The sequence below is a fragment of the Klebsiella sp. JB_Kp042 genome (assembly GCF_040065275.1).
Classification (GTDB): domain Bacteria; phylum Pseudomonadota; class Gammaproteobacteria; order Enterobacterales; family Enterobacteriaceae; genus Klebsiella; species Klebsiella quasipneumoniae.
The window spans coordinates 15887-38896 of record NZ_JBEAJL010000014.1 but is presented as its reverse complement, the minus strand read 5'-3'; the positions used below and the strand labels follow the sequence as shown (position 1 = coordinate 38896).

The 23010-nt window shown below is 57.2% G+C and carries 26 protein-coding genes; 14 read left to right on the top strand and 12 right to left on the bottom strand.

Annotation, left to right across the window (positions count from 1 at the left end; genetic code table 11):
* Positions 1 to 88: 88 nt before the first annotated feature.
* The 7 genes from ABLV54_RS04060 to rhaB all read right to left on the bottom strand — a co-directional run bounded on the left by ABLV54_RS04060 (position 89) and on the right by rhaB (position 8489).
* Positions 89 to 1093 carry an ABC transporter permease gene (locus tag ABLV54_RS04060; protein ID WP_050534181.1) on the bottom strand — a complete coding sequence of 335 codons (1005 nt, stop codon included), beginning with the start codon at positions 1091 to 1093 and terminating at the stop codon, positions 89 to 91.
* Positions 1090 to 2097 carry an ABC transporter permease gene (locus ABLV54_RS04055; RefSeq protein ID WP_072096694.1) on the bottom strand — a complete coding sequence of 336 codons (1008 nt, stop codon included), beginning with the start codon at positions 2095 to 2097 and terminating at the stop codon, positions 1090 to 1092. Before ABLV54_RS04055 ends, ABLV54_RS04060 begins: the two co-directional genes overlap by 4 nt.
* Positions 2094 to 3605: a sugar ABC transporter ATP-binding protein gene (locus ABLV54_RS04050; RefSeq protein WP_048336608.1), complete on the bottom strand. Its 1512-nt coding sequence runs from the start codon at positions 3603 to 3605 to the stop codon at positions 2094 to 2096. The genes ABLV54_RS04055 and ABLV54_RS04050 overlap by 4 nt, the downstream gene beginning before the upstream one ends.
* A 113-nt stretch (positions 3606 to 3718) precedes the next feature.
* Positions 3719 to 4705: a rhamnose ABC transporter substrate-binding protein gene (gene rhaS / locus ABLV54_RS04045; protein WP_050534180.1), complete on the bottom strand. Its 987-nt coding sequence runs from the start codon at positions 4703 to 4705 to the stop codon at positions 3719 to 3721.
* Positions 4706 to 4786: 81 nt separating this feature from the next.
* Entirely contained in the window at positions 4787 to 5617 is an 831-nt protein-coding gene (gene rhaD / locus ABLV54_RS04040; RefSeq protein ID WP_050534179.1) for a rhamnulose-1-phosphate aldolase, read from the bottom strand.
* 149 nt (positions 5618 to 5766) lie between these two features.
* On the bottom strand, positions 5767 to 7026 hold the full coding sequence (locus ABLV54_RS04035) for an L-rhamnose isomerase (RefSeq protein WP_032454470.1): 1260 nt from the start codon (positions 7024 to 7026) through the stop codon (positions 5767 to 5769).
* Entirely contained in the window at positions 7023 to 8489 is a 1467-nt protein-coding gene (rhaB, locus tag ABLV54_RS04030; protein WP_050534178.1) for a rhamnulokinase, read from the bottom strand. Before rhaB ends, ABLV54_RS04035 begins: the two co-directional genes overlap by 4 nt.
* 310 nt (positions 8490 to 8799) lie before the next feature.
* On the opposite strand from rhaB, the gene rhaS (ABLV54_RS04025) reads away from it, so the two are divergent.
* Together rhaS (ABLV54_RS04025) and rhaR are read left to right on the top strand one after the other, a co-directional pair.
* Positions 8800 to 9636: an HTH-type transcriptional activator RhaS gene (gene rhaS / locus ABLV54_RS04025; protein ID WP_004203665.1), complete on the top strand. Its 837-nt coding sequence runs from the start codon at positions 8800 to 8802 to the stop codon at positions 9634 to 9636.
* Positions 9637 to 9709: 73 nt separating this feature from the next.
* Positions 9710 to 10555 carry an HTH-type transcriptional activator RhaR gene (gene rhaR / locus ABLV54_RS04020; RefSeq protein ID WP_004203666.1) on the top strand — a complete coding sequence of 282 codons (846 nt, stop codon included), beginning with the start codon at positions 9710 to 9712 and terminating at the stop codon, positions 10553 to 10555.
* Positions 10556 to 10587: 32 nt separating this feature from the next.
* Here rhaR and rhaT read toward each other — a convergent pair whose 3' ends face one another.
* Positions 10588 to 11622, bottom strand: a complete 1035-nt coding sequence (gene rhaT / locus ABLV54_RS04015) for an L-rhamnose/proton symporter RhaT (protein WP_023291524.1) — start codon at positions 11620 to 11622, stop codon at positions 10588 to 10590.
* Positions 11623 to 11911: 289 nt separating this feature from the next.
* Between rhaT and sodA the strand changes: the two genes are divergently transcribed.
* Both sodA and yiiM read left to right on the top strand, forming a co-directional pair.
* Positions 11912 to 12532 carry a superoxide dismutase [Mn] gene (gene sodA / locus ABLV54_RS04010; RefSeq protein ID WP_004203668.1) on the top strand — a complete coding sequence of 207 codons (621 nt, stop codon included), beginning with the start codon at positions 11912 to 11914 and terminating at the stop codon, positions 12530 to 12532.
* Between the two features lie 72 nt (positions 12533 to 12604).
* Complete coding sequence (gene yiiM, locus ABLV54_RS04005; protein WP_044520917.1) at positions 12605 to 13279, top strand: 6-hydroxyaminopurine reductase; 675 nt, start codon at positions 12605 to 12607, stop codon at positions 13277 to 13279.
* Between the two features lie 113 nt (positions 13280 to 13392).
* Here the strand turns inward: yiiM and cpxA are convergent, their stop codons facing one another.
* Both cpxA and cpxR read right to left on the bottom strand, forming a co-directional pair.
* Entirely contained in the window at positions 13393 to 14766 is a 1374-nt protein-coding gene (cpxA, locus tag ABLV54_RS04000) for an envelope stress sensor histidine kinase CpxA (RefSeq protein WP_008807874.1), read from the bottom strand.
* The gene (gene cpxR, locus ABLV54_RS03995) at positions 14763 to 15461 is read right to left on the bottom strand and encodes an envelope stress response regulator transcription factor CpxR (RefSeq protein ID WP_004203671.1); all 699 of its coding nucleotides are present in this window, start codon (positions 15459 to 15461) and stop codon (positions 14763 to 14765) included. The genes cpxA and cpxR overlap by 4 nt, the downstream gene beginning before the upstream one ends.
* Before the next feature lie 149 nt (positions 15462 to 15610).
* Here cpxR and cpxP point away from each other — a divergent pair, with 149 nt between their 5' ends.
* A complete protein-coding gene (gene cpxP, locus ABLV54_RS03990) occupies positions 15611 to 16114 on the top strand; it encodes a cell-envelope stress modulator CpxP (RefSeq protein WP_023291526.1) in 504 nt (167 codons plus the stop codon).
* A gap of 185 nt (positions 16115 to 16299) precedes the next feature.
* Here cpxP and ABLV54_RS03985 read toward each other — a convergent pair whose 3' ends face one another.
* Positions 16300 to 17280 (bottom strand): tyrosine-type recombinase/integrase, encoded by a 981-nt coding sequence (locus ABLV54_RS03985; protein WP_348813682.1) that lies wholly within the window; start codon positions 17278 to 17280, stop codon positions 16300 to 16302.
* Between the two features lie 69 nt (positions 17281 to 17349).
* Positions 17350 to 17643 carry a helix-turn-helix transcriptional regulator gene (locus tag ABLV54_RS03980; RefSeq protein WP_040228736.1) on the bottom strand — a complete coding sequence of 98 codons (294 nt, stop codon included), beginning with the start codon at positions 17641 to 17643 and terminating at the stop codon, positions 17350 to 17352.
* 153 nt (positions 17644 to 17796) lie between these two features.
* Between ABLV54_RS03980 and ABLV54_RS03975 the strand changes: the two genes are divergently transcribed.
* The 9 genes from ABLV54_RS03975 (at position 17797) to ABLV54_RS03935 (ending at position 23002) form a co-directional block, all read left to right on the top strand.
* Positions 17797 to 18069: a Cox family DNA-binding protein gene (locus tag ABLV54_RS03975; RefSeq protein ID WP_032723883.1), complete on the top strand. Its 273-nt coding sequence runs from the start codon at positions 17797 to 17799 to the stop codon at positions 18067 to 18069.
* A 26-nt stretch (positions 18070 to 18095) separates the two neighbouring features.
* Positions 18096 to 18314: a hypothetical protein gene (locus ABLV54_RS03970; RefSeq protein ID WP_048299726.1), complete on the top strand. Its 219-nt coding sequence runs from the start codon at positions 18096 to 18098 to the stop codon at positions 18312 to 18314.
* A gap of 15 nt (positions 18315 to 18329) precedes the next feature.
* Positions 18330 to 18560, top strand: a complete 231-nt coding sequence (locus tag ABLV54_RS03965) for a phage filamentation protein Fil family protein (protein ID WP_348813679.1) — start codon at positions 18330 to 18332, stop codon at positions 18558 to 18560.
* A gap of 14 nt (positions 18561 to 18574) precedes the next feature.
* Positions 18575 to 18847 (top strand): hypothetical protein, encoded by a 273-nt coding sequence (locus ABLV54_RS03960; protein WP_032705922.1) that lies wholly within the window; start codon positions 18575 to 18577, stop codon positions 18845 to 18847.
* A gap of 69 nt (positions 18848 to 18916) precedes the next feature.
* Complete coding sequence (locus tag ABLV54_RS03955) at positions 18917 to 19141, top strand: hypothetical protein (protein ID WP_019724780.1); 225 nt, start codon at positions 18917 to 18919, stop codon at positions 19139 to 19141.
* Positions 19138 to 19686: a 3'-5' exoribonuclease gene (locus ABLV54_RS03950; protein WP_348813676.1), complete on the top strand. Its 549-nt coding sequence runs from the start codon at positions 19138 to 19140 to the stop codon at positions 19684 to 19686. Before ABLV54_RS03955 ends, ABLV54_RS03950 begins: the two co-directional genes overlap by 4 nt.
* Before the next feature lie 232 nt (positions 19687 to 19918).
* Positions 19919 to 20170 (top strand): hypothetical protein, encoded by a 252-nt coding sequence (locus ABLV54_RS03945; protein ID WP_348813674.1) that lies wholly within the window; start codon positions 19919 to 19921, stop codon positions 20168 to 20170.
* A complete protein-coding gene (locus ABLV54_RS03940) occupies positions 20163 to 22790 on the top strand; it encodes a replication endonuclease (protein WP_348813672.1) in 2628 nt (875 codons plus the stop codon). Before ABLV54_RS03945 ends, ABLV54_RS03940 begins: the two co-directional genes overlap by 8 nt.
* The gene (locus ABLV54_RS03935; RefSeq protein ID WP_064172677.1) at positions 22787 to 23002 is read left to right on the top strand and encodes a hypothetical protein; all 216 of its coding nucleotides are present in this window, start codon (positions 22787 to 22789) and stop codon (positions 23000 to 23002) included. The genes ABLV54_RS03940 and ABLV54_RS03935 overlap by 4 nt, the downstream gene beginning before the upstream one ends.
* Positions 23003 to 23010 lie beyond the last annotated feature (8 nt).

Here is a 23010-nt window from a genome sequence, read left to right as displayed (position 1 = left end):
ACCCGGGCTACAGGTTCACTGGCGTCTGCAGGCCGGTAGCCAGGACAGGTGCGTAGCACCGCCTCCGGGATTTAGGGTGAAGGGGAAATTAACATCGTCTTCGCTGCAGCATCCGCCGGGTCATAATCGGCAGGGAGATAACCACGATCAGCATCGCGCCGATAATCACCGACATCACGATGCCGGGGACGTTGAGCAGGCTCAGGCCGAAGGTCACCAGCCCCATCAGAAAGGTGGCGATGATCACCCCGGGCATGCTGCCGGAGCCGCCGAGAATATTGACGCCGCCGAGCACCGCCATGGTGACAACCGCCAGCTCCCAGCCCATCGCCAGGGTAGGGCGGGTACTGCCGAGCCGTGAGGTCAGCAGGACCGCCGCCAGTCCGGCCATCAGCCCGACCAGCGCGAACAGCGCCAGGTTATGGCGCTTCACGTTGATCCCGGAGTACCAGGCGCCGGTCGGATTATTGCCGATGGCGTAGGTCCGGCGACCAAAGTTGGTTTTATGCAGCAGGAAGGTGAAGGCGGCCGCGAGGAGGATAAACAGCGCAAACTCAAAAGAGAGCGCGCCCCACACGTACCCCTGGCCGAACCAGGCAAAGCTCTCCGGGTAGTGGTTGAGCGCCTGATCGCCCAGCAGGATATAGGTGATGCCGCGATACAGGCTCATGGTGCCGATGGTGATCACGATCGACGACAGGTTAAAACGCGTCACCAGGATACCGTTGAACAGGCCGCACAGCAGACCTACGCCCAACCCGACCAATACCAGCAGCGGCGTATCCATCCCCGCCGCCGCGCAGAAGCCCATCACCGTTGAGCTGAGCGCCATCGTCGAGGCTACCGACAGATCGATTTCCCGGGCGATAATCAGCATCGCCATCGGCAGGACGACGATCGCTTTCTCGGTAAAGGTGAAGGTGGCGTCCGACAGGTTCCAGATATTAAGGAAATAAGGGGAAGCCAGGGCGTTGCCGATAAATACCGCCAGGGTGACCGCCAGTAAAAACCCTTCCCAGCACAGCAGGCGGCGCAGCGGCGACGGCGCGGCCGGGGCGTTTTTCATCTCTTCAGATACCATCATCTTGCTCATGATTTCACCCCCTGTTTCTGCCGGGCTAGCGCCGCGTTACGCAGGATTAACCGCCCGTGACCGCGATTGCCGCGCTCGTTAAGCAGCACCGCCATGACGATCACCGCCCCGGAAATCGCCATTTGCCAGAACGGTGAGATGCCGATCACCGGCAGGGCATTATTGATGACGCCGAGGAACAGCGCGCCGCACAGGCAGCCCAGCACCCGTCCGCTTCCGCCCATGGTGCTGATACCGCCGATCACGCAGGCGGCGACCACCTGCAGCTCAAAGCCGTTCGCTACGTCGACATAGGCGACGGCGAAGCGCGAGATCCACAGATAGCCGCAGAAGCCGGCCAGCGCGCCGGAGAGACAGAAGCTGACGAACTGCATTTTCCCGGCGTTAATACCGGTGTAGTACGCCGCCGTCGCGTTGCCGCCTGCGGTGTATAAAGCCCGGCCGGTGCGGCTGTAGCGCAGGAAATAACCCACCAGCAGCAGCGCGGCGATGGCGCACCAGCTCAGCAGCGGCAATCCCAGGAGGGCGCTGCGCGGCAGACTGAGGAAATCAGCGCTCATCTGATGTGAGTTAACCCAGCCGCCGTCGGTCAGCAGAAAGATAATGCCGCGATAAATGCTCATGGTGCCCAGGGTCACCACGATGGCGGGAATGCCGAGGCGCCAGACCAGCAGGCCGTTAATCACCCCCATCAGCAGGCCCAGCAGGGTTGCCAGCGCCAGCAGCGCCACCACCGGAATACCCGGATAGTGGGCGTTAAGCAGGGCGACGATCATCCCGGTCAGCGCCAGGTTGGCGGCCATCGACAGATCGATGCCTTTGGTGAGCAGCACCATCATCTGCCCGAGGGCGAGGATGATAAGGATGGCGGTATCGTTAAACATCTCCACCAGATTGCCCGGTGAAACGAACGATGGCGCCCGGCTGCCAATGGCGCCGATCATCAAAATGATGACCACCGCCAGCAGCGCTTCGCGATGCTTCAGCCATGCGTGTCCCATCATGCTGCCTCCTGGCCAATGCCGCTGGCGGCGCTAACGATGGTTTCCGCCGTCGCTTCCCCGGCCCGGTACTCGGCGACCATCAGCCCTTCGTGCATCACGATAATCCGGTCGGCCATGCCCATCACTTCGGGCAACTCTGACGAGACCATAATCACCGCCAGCCCCTGGCTGACCAGCTCGGACATAAACTGATGCACGGCGGCTTTAGAGCCGATATCGATGCCTTTGGTCGGCTCGTCGAGGATAATCACCTCGGGATGGGTCGCCAGCCATTTGCCGATCACCACTTTCTGCTGGTTGCCGCCGGAGAGGGTCTCCACCGGCTGCCGCCAGCTGAAGGCTTTAACCTGCAGGCGCGAGGCGTACTCGTCCGCCAGCCGCCATTCCCGGGCGTCGTTCAGGACGCCGTTAGGGTTGAGCTTACTGAGCTGCGGCAGACTGATGTTTTGGGCGATGGGCAGGGCGATGATCGCCCCCTGTTTCTGCCGCTCTTCCGGTACGCAGACGATGCCCGCGCGGATGGCGTCGGCGGGCTGGCGAAAGCGCATGGGGCTGCCGTTCAGCCGGATCTCGCCGGAGGAGGGATGCGTTACGCCGGAGAGCGCCTGCATCAGCTCGGTGCGTCCGGCGCCCACCAGGCCGTAAAAGCCGAGAATTTCTCCCTTGCGCAGGCTGAAGCTGATATGGGCAAACTCGGTAGGATGACAAAGATCGTTTACCTCCAGCACAGTTTCTCCGGGCGTGCAGTCGACTTTCGGGTAGGTTTGGTCGATCGCCCGGCCCACCATCATCGACACCATCCGCTCTTCGGTGATATCGCTCATCGCCCCGGAGCTCACGTACACGCCGTCGCGCAGAATGGTGTAGTAGTCCGCCAGCTCGAAAATCTCATCAAACTTATGCGAGATAAACAGGATCGCTTTGCCATCCTGCTTCAGACGCTCAACGATCTGATAAAACTCCAGAATTTCATGTTGCGAGAGCGCGGCGGTCGGCTCATCCAGGATCACCACCTGGGCGTCGAAAGCCAGCGCCCGGGCAATCGCCACCATGTGCCGTTGGGCGATGCTGAGCGTTTTCAGCGTGGCGCGCGGGTCGATCAGAACTTCAAGCCGGGCGAGGATCTCGCCAGCCCGGCGATGCATCGCAGGCCAGTCGAGCGTTTTGAGCAGCCCCTTATACAGATACTGGCCGACGAAAATGTTTTCGCTGACCGAGAGTTCGTCAAACAGCACGGTTTCCTGGTGAATGGCGGTGATCCCCACCTTGTGCGCCGATTCCGGCGTCGGCAGATGAATGGGGATCGCTTTATAGAGGATCTCCCCCTCTTCGGGCTGATAAATACCGGTCATGACTTTGACCAGCGTGGATTTCCCCGCGCCGTTTTCGCCGATGAGGGCGGTCACTTTGCCGGGCCAGAGATCAAGCTGTACGTTCTCAAGGGCACGCACACCGGGAAAAATCTTGGTGATGCCCTTCAGCGACAGCAGTGGCGTTGATGCTGACATGATAGTTCTCCGTAAAATCGCCCCTCACCCTAACTCTCTCCCCAAAGGGGAGAGGGAACGGTCCGGCGCCCGCTGGCCGCATCGCGCAGAGGGCCGGGGTGAGGGAACAAGGGTTAGAAAATCTTCGAGAACTTATCGATGTTGCTCGCATCGTAGACAAACGGCTCGGCCATCGCGCCGTTCCCCTCGGCATCCAGCTTCACTTTGCCCAGCTTGCCCATACTGGCTTCGGTTTTGGTCGCGGTGCCTTTGACTAAATCGTCGGCCAGATAGGTGGCGGCGTAGCCCAGGTCAATCGGGTTCCAGATGGCGAAACTTTTGCTGGCGCCAGACTTGATCGCGCCGGCCATTTCCGACGGCAGCCCCAGCCCGGTGACATACACTTTGCCGATTTTGCCCTGGTCCTTCACCGCCTGCGCGGCGGCAACGATCCCCACCGACGAAGGCGAAACAATGACTTTCAGGTCCGGATATGATTTCAGCAGGCCCACCGCTTCGCGGTAGCTTTTATCCGACAGATCGTCACCGTAGGCGACCGTGACAAGGTGTACGGACGGATACTGCGGCAGCACCTTTTTCATCTCCTCAATCCAGATGTTCTGGTTAGTGGAGGTTGGGGTGGCGCTTAACACGGCCACTTCGCCTTTCTCAACGTTCAGCCCCTTCAGCGCATCGGCGGCGAGCTTGACGTTGGTTTCGCCAATTAAGGCGTTATTGGAGGGATTAAGATGGATTTGGCGGCCTGCCGGCGCCACGCCGGAGTCCCACGAGACCACCTTGATGCCGCGCTGCATCGCTTTTTTCAGCACCGGCACCACCGCGTCCGGATCGTTAGCGGAAATGGCGATCGCATCCACCCCCTGGGCGATCAACCCGTTCAGCACGTCGATCTGCGCTTCGGCGGTAGTGGTGGTCGGGCCGGTGTAGATCACTTTGACATCACCTAACTCTTTGGCTGCCTGTTGGGCGCCAACGTTGGCGGCTTCGAAGAAGCCATTTCCCAGCGATTTCGCCACGAGGGCGATTTTGACTTCTGCTAAGGCGGAACCGGACAACGCCAGGGCGGCAACGGTGAGGATCAAGCTTGTCTTTGTTTTCATTGCTTTTACTCCACATGAGTCAGTTTTGTAGGGTTTGCAGGTGAGGCTTCGCCCCGTCTCGGTGAGCGGGGCGCGATGTTGTTATGGATAAAGATCTAACGCGGACTGCAGCGGCTGCACGTTGAAGCGTTTGCCAAGGGCGATAAGCTCTTCGCGAGTGATGGTCTGCTTCATACCGCCCATGGACAAGACTTTCACCAGCACTTCGGCGGACTTCTCGGCGGTGTCGATCAGGCCGAAGGTCTCATCCAGGGTTGGGCCGCTGCCGAAGACGCCGTGGAACGGCCACAGCACCAGCGAGTGTTTTTGCATGGTTTCCGCAGTGGCCTGGCCGATTTCATCGGTGCCTGGCACCATCCACGGCAGAATGCCGACGCCGTCCGGGAAGACCACCAGACATTCGGTGCTGCCTTCCCACAGCTTGCGGGTGAATAGATCGCTGTGGTTCTCCAGGACGTAGGTCAGGGCGATCAGGTTGGTGGCATGACAGTGCATGATCACCCGGTCCTTGCCGTCGGTCAGTTTGATGCGCTCGCTGTGCGACAGGAAGTGTGCCGGCAGCTCGGAGGTCGGCACTGCATCCTCCGTCAGACCCCACAGGATATGGTATCCCGCGCCGTCGCTGTCGACTTTCACCACGCCAAGGTTAGCGGCCGGGTCGAGCTGGACATTACGGAAGAATTTGCCGGAGCCGGTGACGATAAACGGCTGGTTAGCCAGGGTTGGCATCGGCTGGCTGAGGGCGATATAGCGTGGTTTAGCGTGGAAATCCGCCACGTAAGGTTCGATATCCGCCTCATCCAGACGCAGCGTCAGGTTGCCGCCGTTGCGCTCGTCCCAGCCCTTCAGCCAGGCGTCGGAGGTGGCTTTGATCATGCCCTGGACGAACCAGGCGTCGATAATGGTCTGCATAGTCTTGTCTTTCCTGTTGATTCGGTGAGGGGTTGACCCCCTCACCCTAAATATGTGCGTGCCCCCGGATTGCGCCGTAAACGGCTTATCCGGGCTACCGGTTCGTCGCCCGGGTAAGGCGTCAGCCGCGACCCGGGGAAGCCCGTGCATTACCCGCGCTGGCTCAGAACCGCATTCTCATAAGCCCGCACGTTGTCCAGCCACTGGCTGCCCGCCGGCGTGTCGTGACGCTGGCAGTACATCTCCCAGATGGCCTGCCACGGCAGGGATTTTTGCTCTTCGAGCAGCGCCAGGCGGGCGGTGTAATCGCCGTCGTTCTCCAGCTGGCGCAGCTGATCGGTCGGTTCCAGCAGGGCGCGCAGCAGCGCTTTTTTCATATTGCGGGTACCAATCACCCAGGCCGCGATGCGGTTGATGGAGGCATCGAAGAAGTCGAGGCCGATGTGCACGCGGTCAAACAGGTTATGGCGAATGATTTCGCTGGCGATGGCCTGGGTCTCATCATCCAGCAGCACCACGTGGTCGCTGTCCCAGCGCACCGGGCGGCTGACGTGCAGTAGCAGACGCGGGATGTAGAGCATGGCGGCGGAGATCTTGTCGGAGATGACCTCCGTCGGGTGGAAGTGGCCGGCATCCAGGCACAGCGCCGTCTGGCGGCTGGTGGCGTAGCCCATATAGAACTCGTTGGAGCCGACGGTGTAGCTTTCGGCGCCGATACCGAACAGCTTGCTCTCCACAGCGTCAATGTGATGCGCCGGGTCGAATTTTTCGCTGATGACTTCATCCAGCGCGTTCAGCAGCCGCTGGCGCGGCGCGAAGCGGTCAACGGTAATATCCTTCATGCCGTCCGGCACCCAGATATTCATCACCGACGGGGTGCCCAGCTGTTCGCCAAAATAAGCGGATACGCGGCGGCTGGCTTTGCAGTGGTCGATCCAGAACTGGCGGATCTCATCATTGGCATGCGACAGGGTAAAGCCGTCGGCGCTCAGCGGATGCGAGAAGCAGGAGGGGTTGAAATCCAGCCCCAGTTTGTTGGCTTTCGCCCACTCAACCCAGTTTTTAAAGTGCTCCGGCTTAATCTCATTGCGCGCCACCGGCGCGTCGGATTCCAGATAAATAGCGTGCAGGTTGAGACGCTTTGGCCCCGGGATCAGGCTCAGCGCCTGCTCAAGGTCGGCGCGCAGCTCCTGAGCATTGCGCGCTTTGCCCGGGTAGTTGCCGGTGGCCTGGATGCCGCCGGTCAGGCTTCCCGCCGGATTTTCGAACCCGGCGACGTCGTCACCCTGCCAGCAGTGCATGGATACGGGCAGACGGTCCAGCTGGCGCAGGGCCTCCTCGACATCCACGCCGACGGCGGCGTAGCGCTGCTTAGCAATTTCCCAGGCTTGTTCAAGTTGAGTGGTCATGCGCAAAGCTCCTTGGTCTGTTGTGGCTGAAACTGCGCCACGAAACGGGCAATTTCACTATCAGGATTGGGGGTAAAGGTGGTGAGGGACGCGTTGCCGCGCACCACCTGACGAAACTCATCGACGCTGGCCAGCTCGTCGAGGGTCATTAGCTGGATGCCGATATTGCCGAGGGTGGAGGCCTCTGTCGGGCCGGCCACGACGACGATCCCGCAGGCGTCGGCGCACAGCTGGTTGAGCAGTTCGTTCTGGCAGCCGCCGCCGACGATATGCAGCTGGCTGAAGGGCTGGCCGCGCAGCGCCGCCAGCTCGTTAAGCACCCGGGCGTAGAGCAGCGCCAGGCTGTCGAAAATGCAGCGCGCCAGTTCGGCGTCGCTGTCAGGCACCGGCTGACCGGATCCGCGGCAGGCGGCCTGGATCTCGGCGCTCATACTGGCCGGGTTGATAAAGCGGTCGTCATTGCAGTCAATGATGAAGCGGCACGCCGGCAGCGCGGCGGTGCGGGCGATTAGCCCCTGCAGGTCGCTGACGTTTTGCTCTTTCAGCACCCGCTGCAGCAGCCACAGCCCCATAATATTTTTCAGCACCCGATAGCGGCCTTCGGCCCCGCCTTCGTTGGTGATATTGGCCTGCAGCGCCGCGTCGCAGGTGTACGGGGTCAGGCTTTCAAACCCCATCAGCGACCAGGTCCCGGAGGAGAGATAGGCGGCGTGGCGGTCGGCCAGCGGGGAGGCGATCACCGCGCTGGCGGTGTCGTGACTGGCGACGGCGACCACCGGGATGTTATTGCCCTGCGGACAAATCCAGTGGCCGATAACGTTGCCGGGATGCGTCGGCGCACCGAACCATTCGCGCGGCGCGCCGGTCCAGTTCAGCAGCGTCTCATCCCAGCTATCGCTGTGGATGTTGACCAGCTGGGTGGTGGTGGCGTTGGTATATTCCCAGTTCAGATTGCCGGTCAGGCGGAAGCTGAAATAGTCGGGGATCAGCAGGGCATGGGCGGCCTGACTGACCAGCTCCGGCTGCTGCTCCACCAGGGCGCGCAGCTGATAAAGGGTATTAAACGGCAGAAACTGAATGCCGCTGCGGCGATAGATCTCCGCCCGGCCCAGCTGTTCTTCAGCGTGACGTAGCAGGCCCTGGGTGCGGTCGTCACGATAGGAGACCGGCAGCCCGACGCGCTGACCCTGCTTATCCAGCAGGACATAATCCACGCCCCAGGTATCGATGCCGATGCTGTCGATCAGGATGCCCTGCTCACACACTTTCTCCAGCCCGCGGCGGATCTCGCCTTCGAGGCTATCGAGATCCCAGCAGTCGAAGCCATCCACCTTCTGCAGGCTGTTGGTGAAGCGATGAATTTCACGCAGCGTCAGGGCGCGCGGCCCGGACTGATAGCTGGCGAGCATGACCCGCCCGCTGGAGGCGCCTAAATCGACGGCGACACAATGACGAATACTCATGGAACGACCCTTCTTAAAATCATTGTCCACAGTCTAAAAAAGGGCGCTGACTAACACCTTCTCGCTACGGACAGCCGAAACTGGCCGCTGGCAAGAAAGCAAAGGTGACCGTGAGGAAAATCACAAATTGCGGTTTTGGGCGGTGGTGAGGAGGATGTGATGGGGTCCGCAGTTCCGCATCTTTCCGGCTGATTCTTGAAAAAGCGGCAGGATTTACGAATTTCGCGGTCAAAAATTGAAGGCCGGATAGCCAACCCTTCATTACTATCAGCCGGTGACTGATAATTTTTCTCATTACGAGGGTGGCATCATGACCATATTGCACAGTACGGATTTCTTTAAGGCCGGGATCTCGACGGTGGCTATTGAACCCCGCCTCCCTCAGTCGGCCTTTCCGGAGCATCACCATGATTTCCATGAAATTGTCATCGTGGAGCAGGGCACGGGCATTCACGTCTTCAATGGCCAGCCCTATACCATTGGCGGCGGATCGGTCTGCTTTATTCGCGATCACGACCGGCATCTTTACGAGCACACGGACAATCTGTGTCTGACCAACGTGCTCTATCGCGCGCCGGATGCGTTTCGTTTTCTCGCCGGGGTCAGCCAGCTGCTGCCCCAGGAGCAGGAGGGCAACTACCCGTCGCACTGGCGAGTGAACCAGACGGTCCTGCAGCAGGTGCGGCATATCGTGGCGCAGATGGAGGCCATGGGGAGCGAAACGGATACCCATGCCGTCGCCAGCCGTGAGATCCTGTTTATGCAGCTGCTGGTGCTGCTGCGGAAAAGCAGCCTTGCGGAAGAGGCCACCAACAACGATGCGCGGCTGAATCAGCTGCTGGCCTGGCTGGAAGACCATTTTGCGCAGGAGATCTGCTGGGAGGAGGTGGCGGCGCAGTTTTCGCTGTCGCTGCGTACTCTACACCGCCAGCTGAAGCAGCAGACCGGCCTGACGCCGCAGCGCTATCTCAACCGGGTGCGCCTGATGAAAGCCCGCCACCTGCTGCGCCACAGCGATGAAAGCGTGACTGATATCGCCTATCGCTGCGGATTCGGCGACAGTAACCACTTTTCGACGCTTTTTCGCCGCGAGTTTTCCTGGTCGCCGCGCGATATCCGCCAGGGGCGCGACGCTATTCTTCAGTAACGCGAGAGGAGTCAACGTATTGCGGACCAAAAACGCGAATAATGCGCCGTTATCCGCGTTGGGAGTGTGAGCCGTGGCCGGTCTGATTCTACGTAAAGAGGAGTTTTTCCCTTCCGCCACGCAGGCGGTGGCGGTGGCCGACCGCTACCCGCAAAACGTCTTCGCTGAACACACTCATGAGTTCTGCGAGCTGGTGCTGGTGTGGCGGGGCAACGGGCTGCACGTTCTCAACGACCGTCCCTGGCGCATTACCCGTGGCGATCTGTTCTATATTCGCGCCGAAGATAAACACTCCTATGCTTCCGTTAACGATCTGGTTCTGCAGAACATCATCTATTGCCCGGAGCGGCTGCAGCTCAATTTCGACTGGGCGGGGGCGATCCCTGGCCTCTTCGGCACGCCGTGGAAGCCCCACTGGCGCATGGGCAGCACCGGTATGGCGCAGGCGCGCCAGGTAATTAGCCAGCTTGAGCATGAGTGTTCCCGGCACGATGCGCAGGGGAATGCGATGGCCGAGCTGCTGTTTGCTCAGCTGGCGCTGACCCTCCAGCGCCATCGCTACGCAACGGATAATCTGGCGGCAACGCAGCGCGAAGCGCTGTTGGACAAACTGCTGGCCGCGCTGGCGGCCAGCCTGAGCCGACCCTTTGTCCTGGAGCGTTTCTGCGAGCAGGAGGGCGGCAGCGAGCGGGCGCTACGGCAGCAATTTCGCCAGCAAACCGGCATGACCATCAATCACTATTTACGCCAGCTACGGATCTGCCATGCGCAGTATCTGTTGCAGCATACCGAGCGCTTAATCGGCGATATCGCCATGCAGTGCGGCTTTGAGGACAGCAACTACTTTTCGGTGGTGTTCAGCCGGGAAATCGGCATGTCGCCGGGGCAGTGGCGGCAGCGCAGTCGCGCCGCCGCCTGAAGAGCGTCTTTGTCAGGCAGATGATCCGGTGCTTAACTGGCCATTCCCAGACCGACGATGTTGGCGGCGATGATGATCACCACGCAGCCGAGGCTCAGGACGCTCACCGGACGACGACCGGCGTTGTTCCACTCTTTCAGCACCAGACCCACCAGACCGCCGCACAGTACGTAGAAACTCATGTGCAGCATCCAGCTCATATAGTCATACTGCGCCGGAATGCTGGCGTGGCCCCAGGCATAGAAGAAGAACTGGAGATACCACATCAGGCCGCCGAGGGCGGAAAGCAGCAGGTTGCTGATGATGAGCGGTTTGGCCAGTGAGAAATCGGCTTTGACGGACAGGGTCTTCACTTTCGCCAGACGAATAAAGCAGAAGCCAAGGTTGACCAGCGCCCCGCCGCCCATAATCACCACGTAGCTTGGCAGCGCCGCATATAACGGGTCGACGCCGAGCGCCGCGGCGGCATCATGCATCGGTTTGGCGGCGTTCATCGCGAACGACATCCCTGCCGAGAAGATACCGCACATCACCGCCAGCAGAAGCCCTTTCTTCAGATTGAACTCTTCGGCTTTGATGCCCATTTTGCGCTCTTTCAGCTGGCCCGCACGGGTGACGATGCCAACGCCAACCACCGCCACCAGCACGCCGAGCAGCGTCATTTGACCGCCCTGGGTGTGCATCAGCACCGAAAACTGACCGTTAATAATCGGCGTCATCAGCGTACCGACAATCAGCGTGATGCCAATGGCGATGCCAATCCCCATCGACATGCCGAGATAGCGCATGGTCAGGCCATAGTTGATATTACCGATGCCCCACATGGCGCCGAACAGAAAGACCGGCAGCAGCGTGGAGGCGTTAAAGGAGCGGTAGTAGGCCCAGAAATCGGGTAACAGGGTGGCGCTGATGGCCCAGGGCAGGATCAGCCAGGAGACGATCCCCCCGACCGACCACATGGTTTCCCACGACCAGTGTTTTACTTTCTTGAACGGGGCATAGAAACAGGCGGCACTGGCGGCCCCTATCAAATGCCAAAAAATACCCATCGTAATCGCGTGGTTCATTGATTTTATCCTCATCTTTTTTTATCGGAGACGGCGGCTTCCGATGCGATGAGTGTAAAAATTAGCCGCTTTGGCCGCCTTCAGGACGTTGCCACAGGATGGCGAACTCTGGCAACCATGGGCTTAATTAGTTGTTCTACATCACAAAACGACGGGTATTTCTTCTGGTTATATCCATATGAAAAATACGGCATTGATAAGCATTTTCAATACCATTTAATTAACTATAATGGACAAACTGCTTACGCGGCGTTAACACTTGAGCCGCTCGACAATAATGGAGATGATTATGAGCTATACCCTGCCATCCCTGCCGTACGCTTACGATGCTCTGGAACCGCACTTCGACAAGCAGACGATGGAGATCCATCACACCAAACACCACCAGACCTACGTGAACAATGCCAACGCCGCGCTGGAAAGCCTGCCGGAGTTCGCTAACCTGTCCGCTGAAGAGCTGATCACCAAGCTGGATCAGCTGCCGGCTGACAAAAAAACCGTACTGCGTAACAACGCCGGCGGCCACGCGAACCACAGCCTGTTCTGGAAAGGCCTGAAAACCGGTACCACCCTGCAGGGCGACCTGAAAGCGGCTATCGAGCGCGATTTCGGCTCTGTGGACAACTTCAAAGCGGAATTCGAAAAAGCCGCTGCGACCCGTTTCGGTTCCGGCTGGGCGTGGCTGGTCCTGAAAGGTGACAAACTGGCCGTTGTCTCCACCGCAAACCAGGATTCCCCGCTGATGGGCGAAGCCATTTCCGGCGCTTCCGGCTTCCCGATCCTGGGTCTGGACGTGTGGGAACACGCTTACTACCTGAAATTCCAGAACCGTCGCCCGGACTACATCAAAGCCTTCTGGGACGTGGTGAACTGGGACGAAGCTGCAGCGCGTTTTGCCGCCAAAAAATAAGGTTGCAATGTGCTAAGAGAGAAGCGAGTCTGATGGCTCGCTTTTTTTATATCGGTAGCAAGGAGAGCAGACATGCATTATCCGGTGAATGTCTTTGTCGGCAAAATCAGGGACTACACGGGCAGTCGTCCCAGCGCGATCGGCAAAATCCAGGTTGACGGCGAGTTGCAGCTCGGCGATCTCGGTCTCGAAGGGGATGAGCAGGCGGAGAAGAAAATACACGGCGGGCCGGACCGCGCGCTGTGTCACTATCCGCGCGAACACTATGCCGACTGGATCCGTGAATTCCCCCAGCAGGCCGATCGGTTCTGCGCCCCGGCGTTCGGCGAAAACCTCTCCACTACCGGCCTCACCGAACAAAACGTCTACATTGGCGATATCTTTCGCTGGGGCGAGGCGCTGATCCAGGTCACCCAGCCGCGCTCTCCTTGCTTCAAGCTCAACTTTCATTTTGCGATCGGTGATATGGCGCAGCTGATGCAAAACAGCGGGAAGACCGGCTGGTTGTACCGGGTGATCGCCGGGGGGCAAGTCTCCAGCGATGCGCCGCTCGAACTGGTCTCTCGCCTGAGCGATGTCAGCGTCCATGAGGCCGGGGCGATTGCCTGGCAGATGCCGTTTGATGACGATCAGTACCACCGCTTATTGTCGGCAGCGGGCCTGTCGGTAAGCTGGAGTCGAACCATGCAGAAGCGCCGTTTAAGCGGCAAGATCGAGGATAATTCACGGCGATTGTGGGGGAAATAATTCCCCCATATTGGCGCTTTCCGCAGCGTCGCCCGGGTAGCGGCGCAAGCGCCTTACCCGGGCGACCTGACCGTTCCTGGTGGTAACCCGGCGCAGCGCAGGCCGGGTCAGCGTCAGGTCCGCTTATACAGCGGCAGCCAGAGGGTTAAGCGCAGACCGCCCAGCGGGCTGTCGTCGGCCTTCACCCAGCCACGGTGCTGCTGAATAGCGGTTTCGACAATCGCCAGCCCCAGGCCGGTGCCGCCGGACTCGCGGTCGCGCGCCTCGTCGGTCCGGTAGAATGGCCGGAAAATCTGCTCGCGATCCTCCGGGCTGACTCCCGGGCCGTCGTCATCGACGTTAACCGTAATCCCGTCTTTATCCACTGAGAAGCTGACGGAAATCTTGGTGTGCGAGTAGCGCAGGGCGTTGCGGACGATATTCTCCAGCGCGCTTTCCAGCGCATTGGGGTTACCGTACAGCGGCCACGGACCCGGCGGATACTCAACGGTGAACGATTTACCCATCTGCTCGGCTTCAAACGCCGCGTTGTCCAGCACTTCGCCCCACAGCTGATTGGCTTTGACCGTCTCGCTCACCAGGGCGTTTTTCGCCTGATTGCGCGACATCACCAGCAGGTCGTTGATCATGCTGTCCAGCCGGTGCGCTTCAGTTTCGATACGCTCCAGCTCTTTGCTCTCACCGCTGCGGCGGCGCAGCAGGGCGGTGCCCAGCTGCAGGCGCGTGAGTGGCGTGCGCAGCTCGTGCGAGATATCGGACAGCAGCCGTTGCTGGCTGGTCATCATCCGCTCCAGGGCCGTCACCATCTGGTTAAAGCTGGCGCCAGCGGCTAAAAACTCCTGCGGTCCGGCTTCCAGCTCTGGATGCTGCCGCAGGTTGCCCTGGGCGACCTCGTCAGCGGCATTTTTCAGCTTACGCGCCGGTTTCGCCAGGCTCCACGCCAGCCACAGCAGCAGCGGGGCGCTAACCAGCATTGTGACGATCAGCAGCAGCAGCGGCCGGTCAAACAGCAGGTTGATAAAGTCGGATTGTGAGGTGCTGGCGGGACGGATCAGATACAGCTGATAGTTATCCTCCCCATCCCTGACGGAGAACGGGCCCACCATTTCCAGGCGGCCATAGCGTTTTTTCTGCGGATGATCGGCGTTATCGGCCTGGCCGATAAAGTTGCGAATGATCTGCATCTCGTTGCGTTCTGCGCCGATCACGCGGCCTTCACTGGTGACCAGCAGCAGGCGCTGACCCGGAGGCGCCCATTTATCGATGGCGCGAAACAGACGACGCCACCACATCAGGTCGTTTGGCGGATCGTTGGCCAGCTCGGCCTCGACGTGCTGCTCGATCATGATGCCTTGACGCTGCTCGCTTTCCAGCAGCTCGGTCATCTGCCGGGAGTCCAGTTTGGGCAGCATCAGCACCAGCATCAACACCAGCGCCAGCGTGAGCCAGAAGATGGCGAAGATGCGTGCAGTCAAACTTCCAATCATGAAGCGGAAACCATCAGATACCCGCGGCCACGCAGCGTTTTAAACCACGGATGGCCATCTTTGCGCTCCGGCAGCTTACGCCGCAGGTTGGAAATATGCATATCGATGGCGCGGTCGAACGGCGTCAGGCGCTTGCCTAACACTTCCTGGCTTAAATGTTCGCGTGACACCACCTGGCCGAGATGCTGCGCTAACAGATAGAGCAGGGTGAACTCGGTGCCGGTGAGCTCCAGCGTCTGGCCATCGAAATTGGCTTCCTGACGGCCCGGATTGAGGCTTAAGGCATCCACTTCCAGGGTCGGCGAGCCGGCTTCGGTCGTCTGCTGCTGTTCGCTCCAGTGGGAACGGCGCAGAATCGCGCGTATACGCGCCACCAGTTCGCGATCGTTGAACGGCTTAGGCAAATAGTCATCTGCGCCCAGTTCGAGGCCGAGAACGCGATCCAGCTCGCTCCCGCGCGCTGTTAGCATGATAACCGGAGTCTGGTGTGTCTGACGCAGCTCTTTAAGCGTATCGATACCGTTTTTCTTCGGCATCATTACGTCGAGCAGCAATAAATCAATGCTGTCGTCCAGAAGGGCCAGCGCCTGTTCCCCATCATGGGCCACCAGCACGTTAAAACCTTCCATATCGAGCAGCTCTTTTAACAGGGAGGTGAGCTCCCGGTCATCATCAACTAACAGGATTTTATTCATTGTTTAAATACCTCCGAGGCAGAAATTACGTCATCAAGGCCCGCTAATCCATGACTTTACGTTGTTTTACACCCCCTGACGCATGTTTGCAGCCTGAATCGTAGACTGTCTCTCGTTGAATCGCGACACAAACGTTTTGGGAGTATGTGATGCGCAATGTTATCGCTGCCGTCATGGCCTCAACGCTGGCGCTAAGTGCATATAGCCAGGCCGCTGAAGTCGTTACCAGCGTTAACTGGCTCCCCGGAGACGAAGGGGGACAGCGCGGTAGCCAGAGCCATATGTTTGACGGCATAAGTTTAACCGAGCAGCAACGTCAGCAGTTACGGGATCTTATGCAACGGGCACGCCACGACAGGCTCCCCGTTAATGTTAGCGAAATGGAGACAATGCATCGCCTTGTCACCGCAGAAAATTTTGATGAAAACGCTGTGCGCGCTCAGGCAGAAAAGATGGCGCAGGAACAGGTTGCTCGCCAGGTCGAGATGGCTAAGGTCCGCAACCAGATGTACCACCTGCTTACGCCAGAGCAGCAAGCGGTTTTAAATGCTAAGCACCAGCAACGTATGGATCAGTTGCGTGAGGTTGCAAGGACGCAGAAAGGCTCAGCGATGATGCTTTCGAGTAGTAGCAACACCCTGCAACCCCAGTAACAAACCCTGTTTTCCTTGCCATAGACACCATCCCTGTCTTCCCCCACATGATGTGGGGGTTTTTTTTATCAATCACTTACCTCTGTATTCAAATCAAAACAACGACTTAAAAAGAGTTGTGAAGGTTTGGAACGCTTTCAAATTTCCCGGAGTGTGGACAGTATATGGACACTCCGGGGCGCACTTTATGCCGCAATTCCCCCCTGTAACGGGTTCAACGTCACCGCGTTTTGCAGGTAGTCAGGCGACAGGTGCGCATAGACCATCGTTTGCTGAATATTCGCATGCCCCAGGATCTGTTGCAGTGCGATGATATTCCCGCCGTTCATCATGAAGTGGCTTGCAAAGGTGTGGCGTAGAATATGCGTTGCCTGGTTTTCCGGGATATCCGGCTTCTCCTCCCGCAGTATCTTGCAGAACCTCTCATAATCCACTTTGAACAGCTTTCCGCTGGCCTCTTTTTTCACCTTTTTTTCCAGTTCTTCAGAGATTGGCACCGTCCGTTTTTTCCCATTTTTTGTCTTCAGGAAAGTAACGCGGCAGTTGACGATATTCGACCGCTTCAACGTGGCGACCTCTGACCATCTCCCGCCAGTGCTCAGGCATAACAGGGCAACTAACAGATAATCCCCCTCCAGAACGTTCAACAAACTGCTGATCTCTTCCCGCTCCAGAAATGTCATTTCCGGGTTTTCTTCCGCCAGTGGTGGAAGCCCGTTAACGGGGTGCTGCCCGCTAAATTCCTCTATCTGTATTAACTTCGTAAACATGCCGGATAATCGGTACATCTCACGATTAATCGTTGATGCCTTGATCCCTGCATTCAAACGGCTTGAGCGGTAATCCATTAAATCCCTTTTGCTTAACCGACTAACGGCGGGATCGCCGAGGCCGTTTATTGTCTTCAAAAGGTGATTGAATTCCTTTTTACCGTTTTCATGGTTTTGCCCGTGGTACCGCCACCAGGCATCGAGCAACTCACTTAAAGGCCGCCGGTCGGCGCGCTTACCAGCCCATTCTTTTTGGCTGGCGTTCGCTATCGTGTATTGCTCAAACGCGGTAGCTTCTGCCTTTCTGTCAAACGTCCTGCGGATGCGGCGTCCTGCTGCCCCGCGCGGTCTAATGTCCACCATATAGCGACCATCATCGAGCTTCTTAATCGACATAAGAAAGCCCTCCGGCGCAGTTATCACTATCTTGGTAACAAATAGTGAAAATGTAATGCTTATAAAGTGTTAGCCAGTCTGTTTCCCGGATTGGTCTGATTCCGTTGATTCTAGACCAATGTGCGCGAGGGCCGGTGCGATCTGACCAGCCTGCGGGGCGGTTTTGTCAGTCATCAGCCATAGCGTGTATTTCTGTAGTTGCGGTGCGTTAGTTACCTGCAAAACGATTTGAATCCCAGGATCTGAGTGCCCCCCTTCATAATTTTTTACGGTGCCTAGTGCTATGCCAGTGATTTCGCAGAATTTTGCTTGGGTTATACCCTCAGCTTTTCTGATTGCTCTAAGCTTCTGGCCCATTTTCATTTGACTTGGTTGCATGTTAGTGACTATATTCTCGCAAAAGGTTTGTGATTAGTGACCTTTTCAGGCATGAAAACCAGCCGCTAGAACGTTTTCGAACGGTTTAGAAAGGGCTGGATCTTACGAGATTAACACGAGCTAACAGGAGCGTGAACGATGGAAGCGAGCGATTACGCGATCAAATATCCGCTTGATGCTGTCCATGTGGAGAAGTTCGCCGAGCTGATCGGCAAGCCAAAGTCCGCCGTGGAAGAAATGATCAAGGCAAGAAAGCTGCCGGTGATTGAGCTGCGCGACCCAACCAAACCGAACGCCCGCGCGGGTGAACGCTGGGTGTATATCCCTGAGTTCAACCGGGCAGTGCGTGAGGCGTATTACAACCGCCCGGTAGAACAGCGTGATGCCTGGTTGCTGTGGATGGGGCTTTGATGCGAACTGCTTCAGGGAGTGGGTACATGAAAAGTGGAATTAGCGGAGCGGTCTCGCAGCTGAATAGTAAAACCAGCCTTTACCGTGGCTTTACTATTCTTAAGCTCCCACGCAAAAAACCATACAGCCGCCAGCGTTATCAGATCACGCATAGCGGCCATTACTTCGGGATTGACTTTGCATTAGCTGAAGCATGCAAAACGATAGACCGAATTATTAATAAAAACCGATTTATTACTCATTAATTACAAGGTGTAGCGATGAGCACTGAAAACATCCCTTCAATTGCCAGCCTGCTGAAGCATGGATGCCAGGTCACACATTTCAGGAATACACGCGGTTGGATTGAAACTCCAGACGGGCGTTTCTTTAAGCCGGAACCTAATAAGGTTCGCTTTATTAAAGAAATGAACAGACCTTTTATTTATACGCAGAAAATAAATAAAGGAATTGTCGCCGCGCTTGCTAGCGCGATTAAAAAAATCCTGTAGTCAAAGGGGCCATTATGTTTACCGAAGAGAAAACATCGTGGGAACGTGAAATGCTGATACGCGAAGCGGTGGAAAGCGCAGAGCAGGGCTTCACTGTACACCTGAAGAACGGCGCTCGCGTTAACGTCACCGCTGACAGCCCGTCGATTGACTTAATTATTTACGGTCTGGAGAAAACAATTCGCGGTAATCATGAGCGTGCACGAATGACCTTTATTGATTATCTGTATTTTTGGCACGAAAGGTTATTCAAACTGGCTAAAAGAAAACCACGCCCCAATCATTAATTAACCAGCGTTAAAAATAACGGCATTCATTTTGCCGGGGCTTCGTTTTGCCTTTTTCAGGAGGTCGCCATGTCGATCAAGTCAATAAAGTTGGAAAGCGGAATAAGTGATCCGGAGTTTATGCAAATAAACACCGATGCGCGCATAAGTGAGCGCGCCCAATTGTTGGGGCTGCTTCGCATCTACATGGGCTTACTGAAAAAGGAAAGCCTCACCCCGGAAGAGATTTATTCATCAGTCGAGCGGTGGATCGTCAACCGCGAATTAACCAATAACGAGGGTAACAAGCAATGAATAACTTCATGTTAGATGTTCGCGTGCTGGGAAAATCCCCTGACTCCCCAATTTTTGCCATCGAGTGTGCTTTCTTTGAGCCGTCCACCGGGAAGATCGGCCCCGGATACTATCGCGCTGTTGATATCACAACGGTCGGCGGTATTTATCCTGAGGCGGTTTTGCAGCTCATGAGGGCGGACTCTGCGCAACGGGCAGAGGTCATCAACGCAACGTGCAGCGCGATCGATGCTGTTGCAGGAGCCTGTCGTTTTATAGCCTCAACAGCTTCAAAGCACGAGAAGCTCTATTGCTGGTCTGCGGGTGATTCTCTTAGTGTTGCGGCGCTGGCGCATGCTGTTTCCCGGTATGATTTGAGTCCATTCTTACCGGCATTTGAAGTCAGAAACCTTTCAACGCTCATTCATATCGCAGGCGTTACCGGGTACGCCCCGCACCCGCGCCGCTCTTTCACTGGCGGCTTGTTGACCGATGCCGTTTATCGCACCGAGCAGGCATGTGAGATCTGGCAGCGCCTGACCTCCCCGCACCTTGAATCGCTGTGAGGGCCGCCATGCATCCGCGTCTCTCCGTTATATGCAGCGCACCGCTGCCTGTCTGCACCAGGGCGCTAGCCGCCCTGAAATGCTTCGCCCGCGGTCAGCGCAATTTTTCCCGCGTTAAACCGCATGCCTATCTCGTGATCCGCATTGGCCGCCGCTGGCGCTTGCTCAGTAAGAACGGCGGCCAGCAGTGGCGACTCATGACCCACGAAACCTACAACCAGGAATATCGAAAATGAGTCATTCACAGGACTACATAAAGGGCGCCATTGCTGCGCTTAACGAAGTTAAGGCCATTGGGTTAGCCACAGCCATGCACGCGGGGATCCTTCACGGGAAAGAAACCGGGGATGCGGTAAAAGCAACGGTCGATGGTGTTACTGATCCGCTCAGAGTGGGAAGGCTGCGCGCCTACGGAAACGCCATCAACATTGAAGCGGCGACAGCGTTCATAAAGGCATATATGGCGGCGGTGGATTATGTCTGACTCCCCCGCTGTAGCCTGGGAATGGAATGCTAAACGGCAGGCCATTAACCCAAATCACGCCGCAGATCCTGAAATTGAGTATCTCACCCCAAAAGGCGAGCGGAAGACGCTCGCCTATGGTGATCTCGTTGATGCGGTTTACCGTTACCCCATGCGCCCACGCGAAGGGGAGGCGCGAGAAGCATTTGACCTTAAAGGCCGCGCCAGCTACCTCCGCCGCCGGGTGCAAACGCTCCCGGCATTTATCCGTAAGCGTTTCGCCCAGCACCTTGAAAACCTAGAACGCAACAAGCCAAAAGATGCGGTGCGTTGGTTGTTCGGTACCTTCGAGCGTCATGTTTTACGCCGTATTGATGCGGTGAATGCGCAATACCTACCTCAAAGCAACCTACCAGCAATTCTTATCCCGCTGCGCGATGAATTCCTTCTGCTGCCGTGGGCCGACAAAAAGCGCCTGAAACGACTGGCCTATAAGCTCGCCAACCTGATGAAAAGCGAGTTTATGCGCGAGTTTGATTTTCAGTATGAGAAAACCGCCGATGTTGAGTTTTCCACACTTTACGCATACGGCTTTATCGCCAGCAAGGCGACAGCGCTCAATATTGCGATCCCGGGTTGGGATAAATATTGCGATGAATCACTTCAGGCCGAAGATGCACTGCGTGCTATTGCGCGCCTTCAGAAAGAAAAATGGTGGCTGAGTAAAATCCGCCGTATCCACGATCGCTGGCGCGAACACCTCATGATCGCAACGGGTTATGTCAGCAAGGTGGCATCGCCGTATTGCTCCGATCCCTGCTTCAGGGAGTGGGTAGCCCAGAAGAAAGCAAACCTTGAATTTCTTAATGCGATGGAGCTGGAAGACCAGGACACCGGCGAGCGTAGTTCTTTGCTGGATAAGGTCATGGGTAGCGTATCTAACCCGAAGATTGCGCGCCATGAGCTGATGGTACGCATGCGCGGGTTTGAAGATATGGCTAACGAAATGGGGCTGGTCGGCATGTTCTACACCCTGACTGCGCCGTCGCGTTATCACTCAACGCATGTGCAATCCGGGAAGCGAAACGATAAATACCGCGACGCCAGCCCGCGCAAAACTCAGAAATACCTCTGCAAAGTATGGTCGCGCGTCCGTGCCAAATGGGGACGCGAAAAAATTCGCACCTTTGGTTTTCGTGTTGCCGAACCGCATCATGATGGAACCCCACACTGGCACCTGTTGTTATTCCTGCGACCAGAAGAGGCTGAGTACGCCACTGCTATTTTCCGCAAACATGCGCTGCGTGAAGACGGTGGCGAGCCAGGCGCTCAAGAGCACCGTTTTACCGTCACGCCGATTGATGAAAAATTTGGCTCAGCGACGGGATACATCGCGAAATACATCTCAAAGAATATCGACGGTTACGGCATGGATGGCGAGTTAGACGACGAGTCCGGCCAGCCAGTCAAAGAGATGGCAAAGCGCGTTAGGGCGTGGGCTTCTCGTTGGAGCATTCGCCAGTTTCAGCAGATTGGTGGCGCTCCCGTTACTACCTGGCGCGAGCTGCGCCGGTTGGGTAGCCGTGAGCTGGTATTGCATCCGGAACTTGAAGCGGCCCGCGCGGCAGCTGATGCGCCGGACTGGCCGGGATACACCAACGCCCAGGGCGGCCCATTTGTTCCGCGAGATTGCCTGCGCGTTCGCCTCAACTATGAATACACCGAGGATGGCAATGATTATGGTGACACGGTCGCCAAAATCACTGGTATCTATTGCCCGTATTCGGGCGGTGATTCTGTCATTTTCACCCGCACCACCGATTACAAGATTGTGCCGAAGCGTAAGCCGTCGCCGGTCGAGAATTTGACCTTAGAAGGCCGCGCAGCGGCCCCTCGGAGTTCTGTCAATAACTGTACGGGGCGCTCTGCTTCGGATGGAAAACCACCGTCAGAAATGGCGGTGACAGCTGATAAAACTGCGCCAGACGACAGTTCAGTGACAGAACTTCCGCTGAATATCGAAGACTTAAGGCGATATTCACGCCAGCAAAGGCAGGAGATCACTTCCAGGCTGAAAAAAACCGGTAGCGAAAGCTCAGATCAAGCCTTCGTGCGCACTGCGCGAGGTCTTCGCACGTCTGTTGATGATGAAACCGCGCTGACATGGGGGCCAAAAGTTACCGCCGCGAAAGATATGAGCCTGACGCCGGAAGAGGCAGAGCAGCGCTGGCGGGAGCAGTTGCGGATCGAGGCCGAGCGGCGCGCGAATAACTATGCCGCAGCAGTTGCGGAATACCAGAGGAAAAAGGCCGAAGCCGCACTGCGCCAGGCGCAGCAAAAAGAAGCATTACAGAAGAACGGCATTCCAGAAGAGGTGATCGACTGTATCGGCGCGCAGCTGCGTAGCTGTCGGGTTTTCGTCAGTGATGACGTTGTGCGGTCAATCGCCGCCGGTGCTCGCGTTCGCCACGGTGGCGGGATGTTGGCGGCGGACGGTGGCCGGTTGCGTGAGGTGAAGGTGTGGCGTGCAGGCGAAAAAGATAAACCAACTTCCGAATATATGGCGGTGTGTGACTTGGTCACGCGCTGGAAGAAGGCGGCCAAACAAAAGGCCAAAACTGAAGTTAAGGGGAAAAAATGAAATCAGCATATATCAGTTATTTCGAAGGGTACGACGCAAAAGGGAATCTGATCTACAACGGGAACGGCGCTGCAACCGTAGAGCACAGCGATGGTGAATGCATCGACCCGTCAGAGCTTAAAGATCAGCATTGCACCTTCCTGCTGAAAAAAGCCAGAGAAACCAACAATCTTGTTTCCCGGATTGTTATCAAAAACCTTATGAAATTGTGATTTGGCGG

Excerpts from the sequence above, each read along its gene's own strand:
- ABLV54_RS04060 (WP_050534181.1), bottom strand. The coding sequence starts at position 1,093 with ATGAGCAAGATGATGGTATCTGAAGAGATGAAAAACGCCCCGGCCGCG.
- ABLV54_RS04055 (WP_072096694.1), bottom strand. The coding sequence starts at position 2,097 with ATGATGGGACACGCATGGCTGAAGCATCGCGAAGCGCTGCTGGCGGTG.
- ABLV54_RS04050 (WP_048336608.1), bottom strand. The coding sequence starts at position 3,605 with ATGTCAGCATCAACGCCACTGCTGTCGCTGAAGGGCATCACCAAGATT.
- rhaS (WP_050534180.1), bottom strand. The coding sequence starts at position 4,705 with ATGAAAACAAAGACAAGCTTGATCCTCACCGTTGCCGCCCTGGCGTTG.
- rhaD (WP_050534179.1), bottom strand. The coding sequence starts at position 5,617 with ATGCAGACCATTATCGACGCCTGGTTCGTCCAGGGCATGATCAAAGCC.
- ABLV54_RS04035 (WP_032454470.1), bottom strand. The coding sequence starts at position 7,026 with ATGACCACTCAACTTGAACAAGCCTGGGAAATTGCTAAGCAGCGCTAC.
- rhaB (WP_050534178.1), bottom strand. The coding sequence starts at position 8,489 with ATGAGTATTCGTCATTGTGTCGCCGTCGATTTAGGCGCCTCCAGCGGG.
- rhaS (WP_004203665.1), top strand. The coding sequence starts at position 8,800 with ATGACCATATTGCACAGTACGGATTTCTTTAAGGCCGGGATCTCGACG.
- rhaT (WP_023291524.1), bottom strand. The coding sequence starts at position 11,622 with ATGAACCACGCGATTACGATGGGTATTTTTTGGCATTTGATAGGGGCC.
- sodA (WP_004203668.1), top strand. The coding sequence starts at position 11,912 with ATGAGCTATACCCTGCCATCCCTGCCGTACGCTTACGATGCTCTGGAA.
- yiiM (WP_044520917.1), top strand. The coding sequence starts at position 12,605 with ATGCATTATCCGGTGAATGTCTTTGTCGGCAAAATCAGGGACTACACG.
- cpxA (WP_008807874.1), bottom strand. The coding sequence starts at position 14,766 with ATGATTGGAAGTTTGACTGCACGCATCTTCGCCATCTTCTGGCTCACG.
- cpxR (WP_004203671.1), bottom strand. The coding sequence starts at position 15,461 with ATGAATAAAATCCTGTTAGTTGATGATGACCGGGAGCTCACCTCCCTG.
- cpxP (WP_023291526.1), top strand. The coding sequence starts at position 15,611 with ATGCGCAATGTTATCGCTGCCGTCATGGCCTCAACGCTGGCGCTAAGT.
- ABLV54_RS03985 (WP_348813682.1), bottom strand. The coding sequence starts at position 17,280 with ATGTCGATTAAGAAGCTCGATGATGGTCGCTATATGGTGGACATTAGA.
- ABLV54_RS03980 (WP_040228736.1), bottom strand. The coding sequence starts at position 17,643 with ATGAAAATGGGCCAGAAGCTTAGAGCAATCAGAAAAGCTGAGGGTATA.
- ABLV54_RS03975 (WP_032723883.1), top strand. The coding sequence starts at position 17,797 with ATGGAAGCGAGCGATTACGCGATCAAATATCCGCTTGATGCTGTCCAT.
- ABLV54_RS03970 (WP_048299726.1), top strand. The coding sequence starts at position 18,096 with ATGAAAAGTGGAATTAGCGGAGCGGTCTCGCAGCTGAATAGTAAAACC.
- ABLV54_RS03965 (WP_348813679.1), top strand. The coding sequence starts at position 18,330 with ATGAGCACTGAAAACATCCCTTCAATTGCCAGCCTGCTGAAGCATGGA.
- ABLV54_RS03960 (WP_032705922.1), top strand. The coding sequence starts at position 18,575 with ATGTTTACCGAAGAGAAAACATCGTGGGAACGTGAAATGCTGATACGC.
- ABLV54_RS03955 (WP_019724780.1), top strand. The coding sequence starts at position 18,917 with ATGTCGATCAAGTCAATAAAGTTGGAAAGCGGAATAAGTGATCCGGAG.
- ABLV54_RS03950 (WP_348813676.1), top strand. The coding sequence starts at position 19,138 with ATGAATAACTTCATGTTAGATGTTCGCGTGCTGGGAAAATCCCCTGAC.
- ABLV54_RS03945 (WP_348813674.1), top strand. The coding sequence starts at position 19,919 with ATGAGTCATTCACAGGACTACATAAAGGGCGCCATTGCTGCGCTTAAC.
- ABLV54_RS03940 (WP_348813672.1), top strand. The coding sequence starts at position 20,163 with ATGTCTGACTCCCCCGCTGTAGCCTGGGAATGGAATGCTAAACGGCAG.
- ABLV54_RS03935 (WP_064172677.1), top strand. The coding sequence starts at position 22,787 with ATGAAATCAGCATATATCAGTTATTTCGAAGGGTACGACGCAAAAGGG.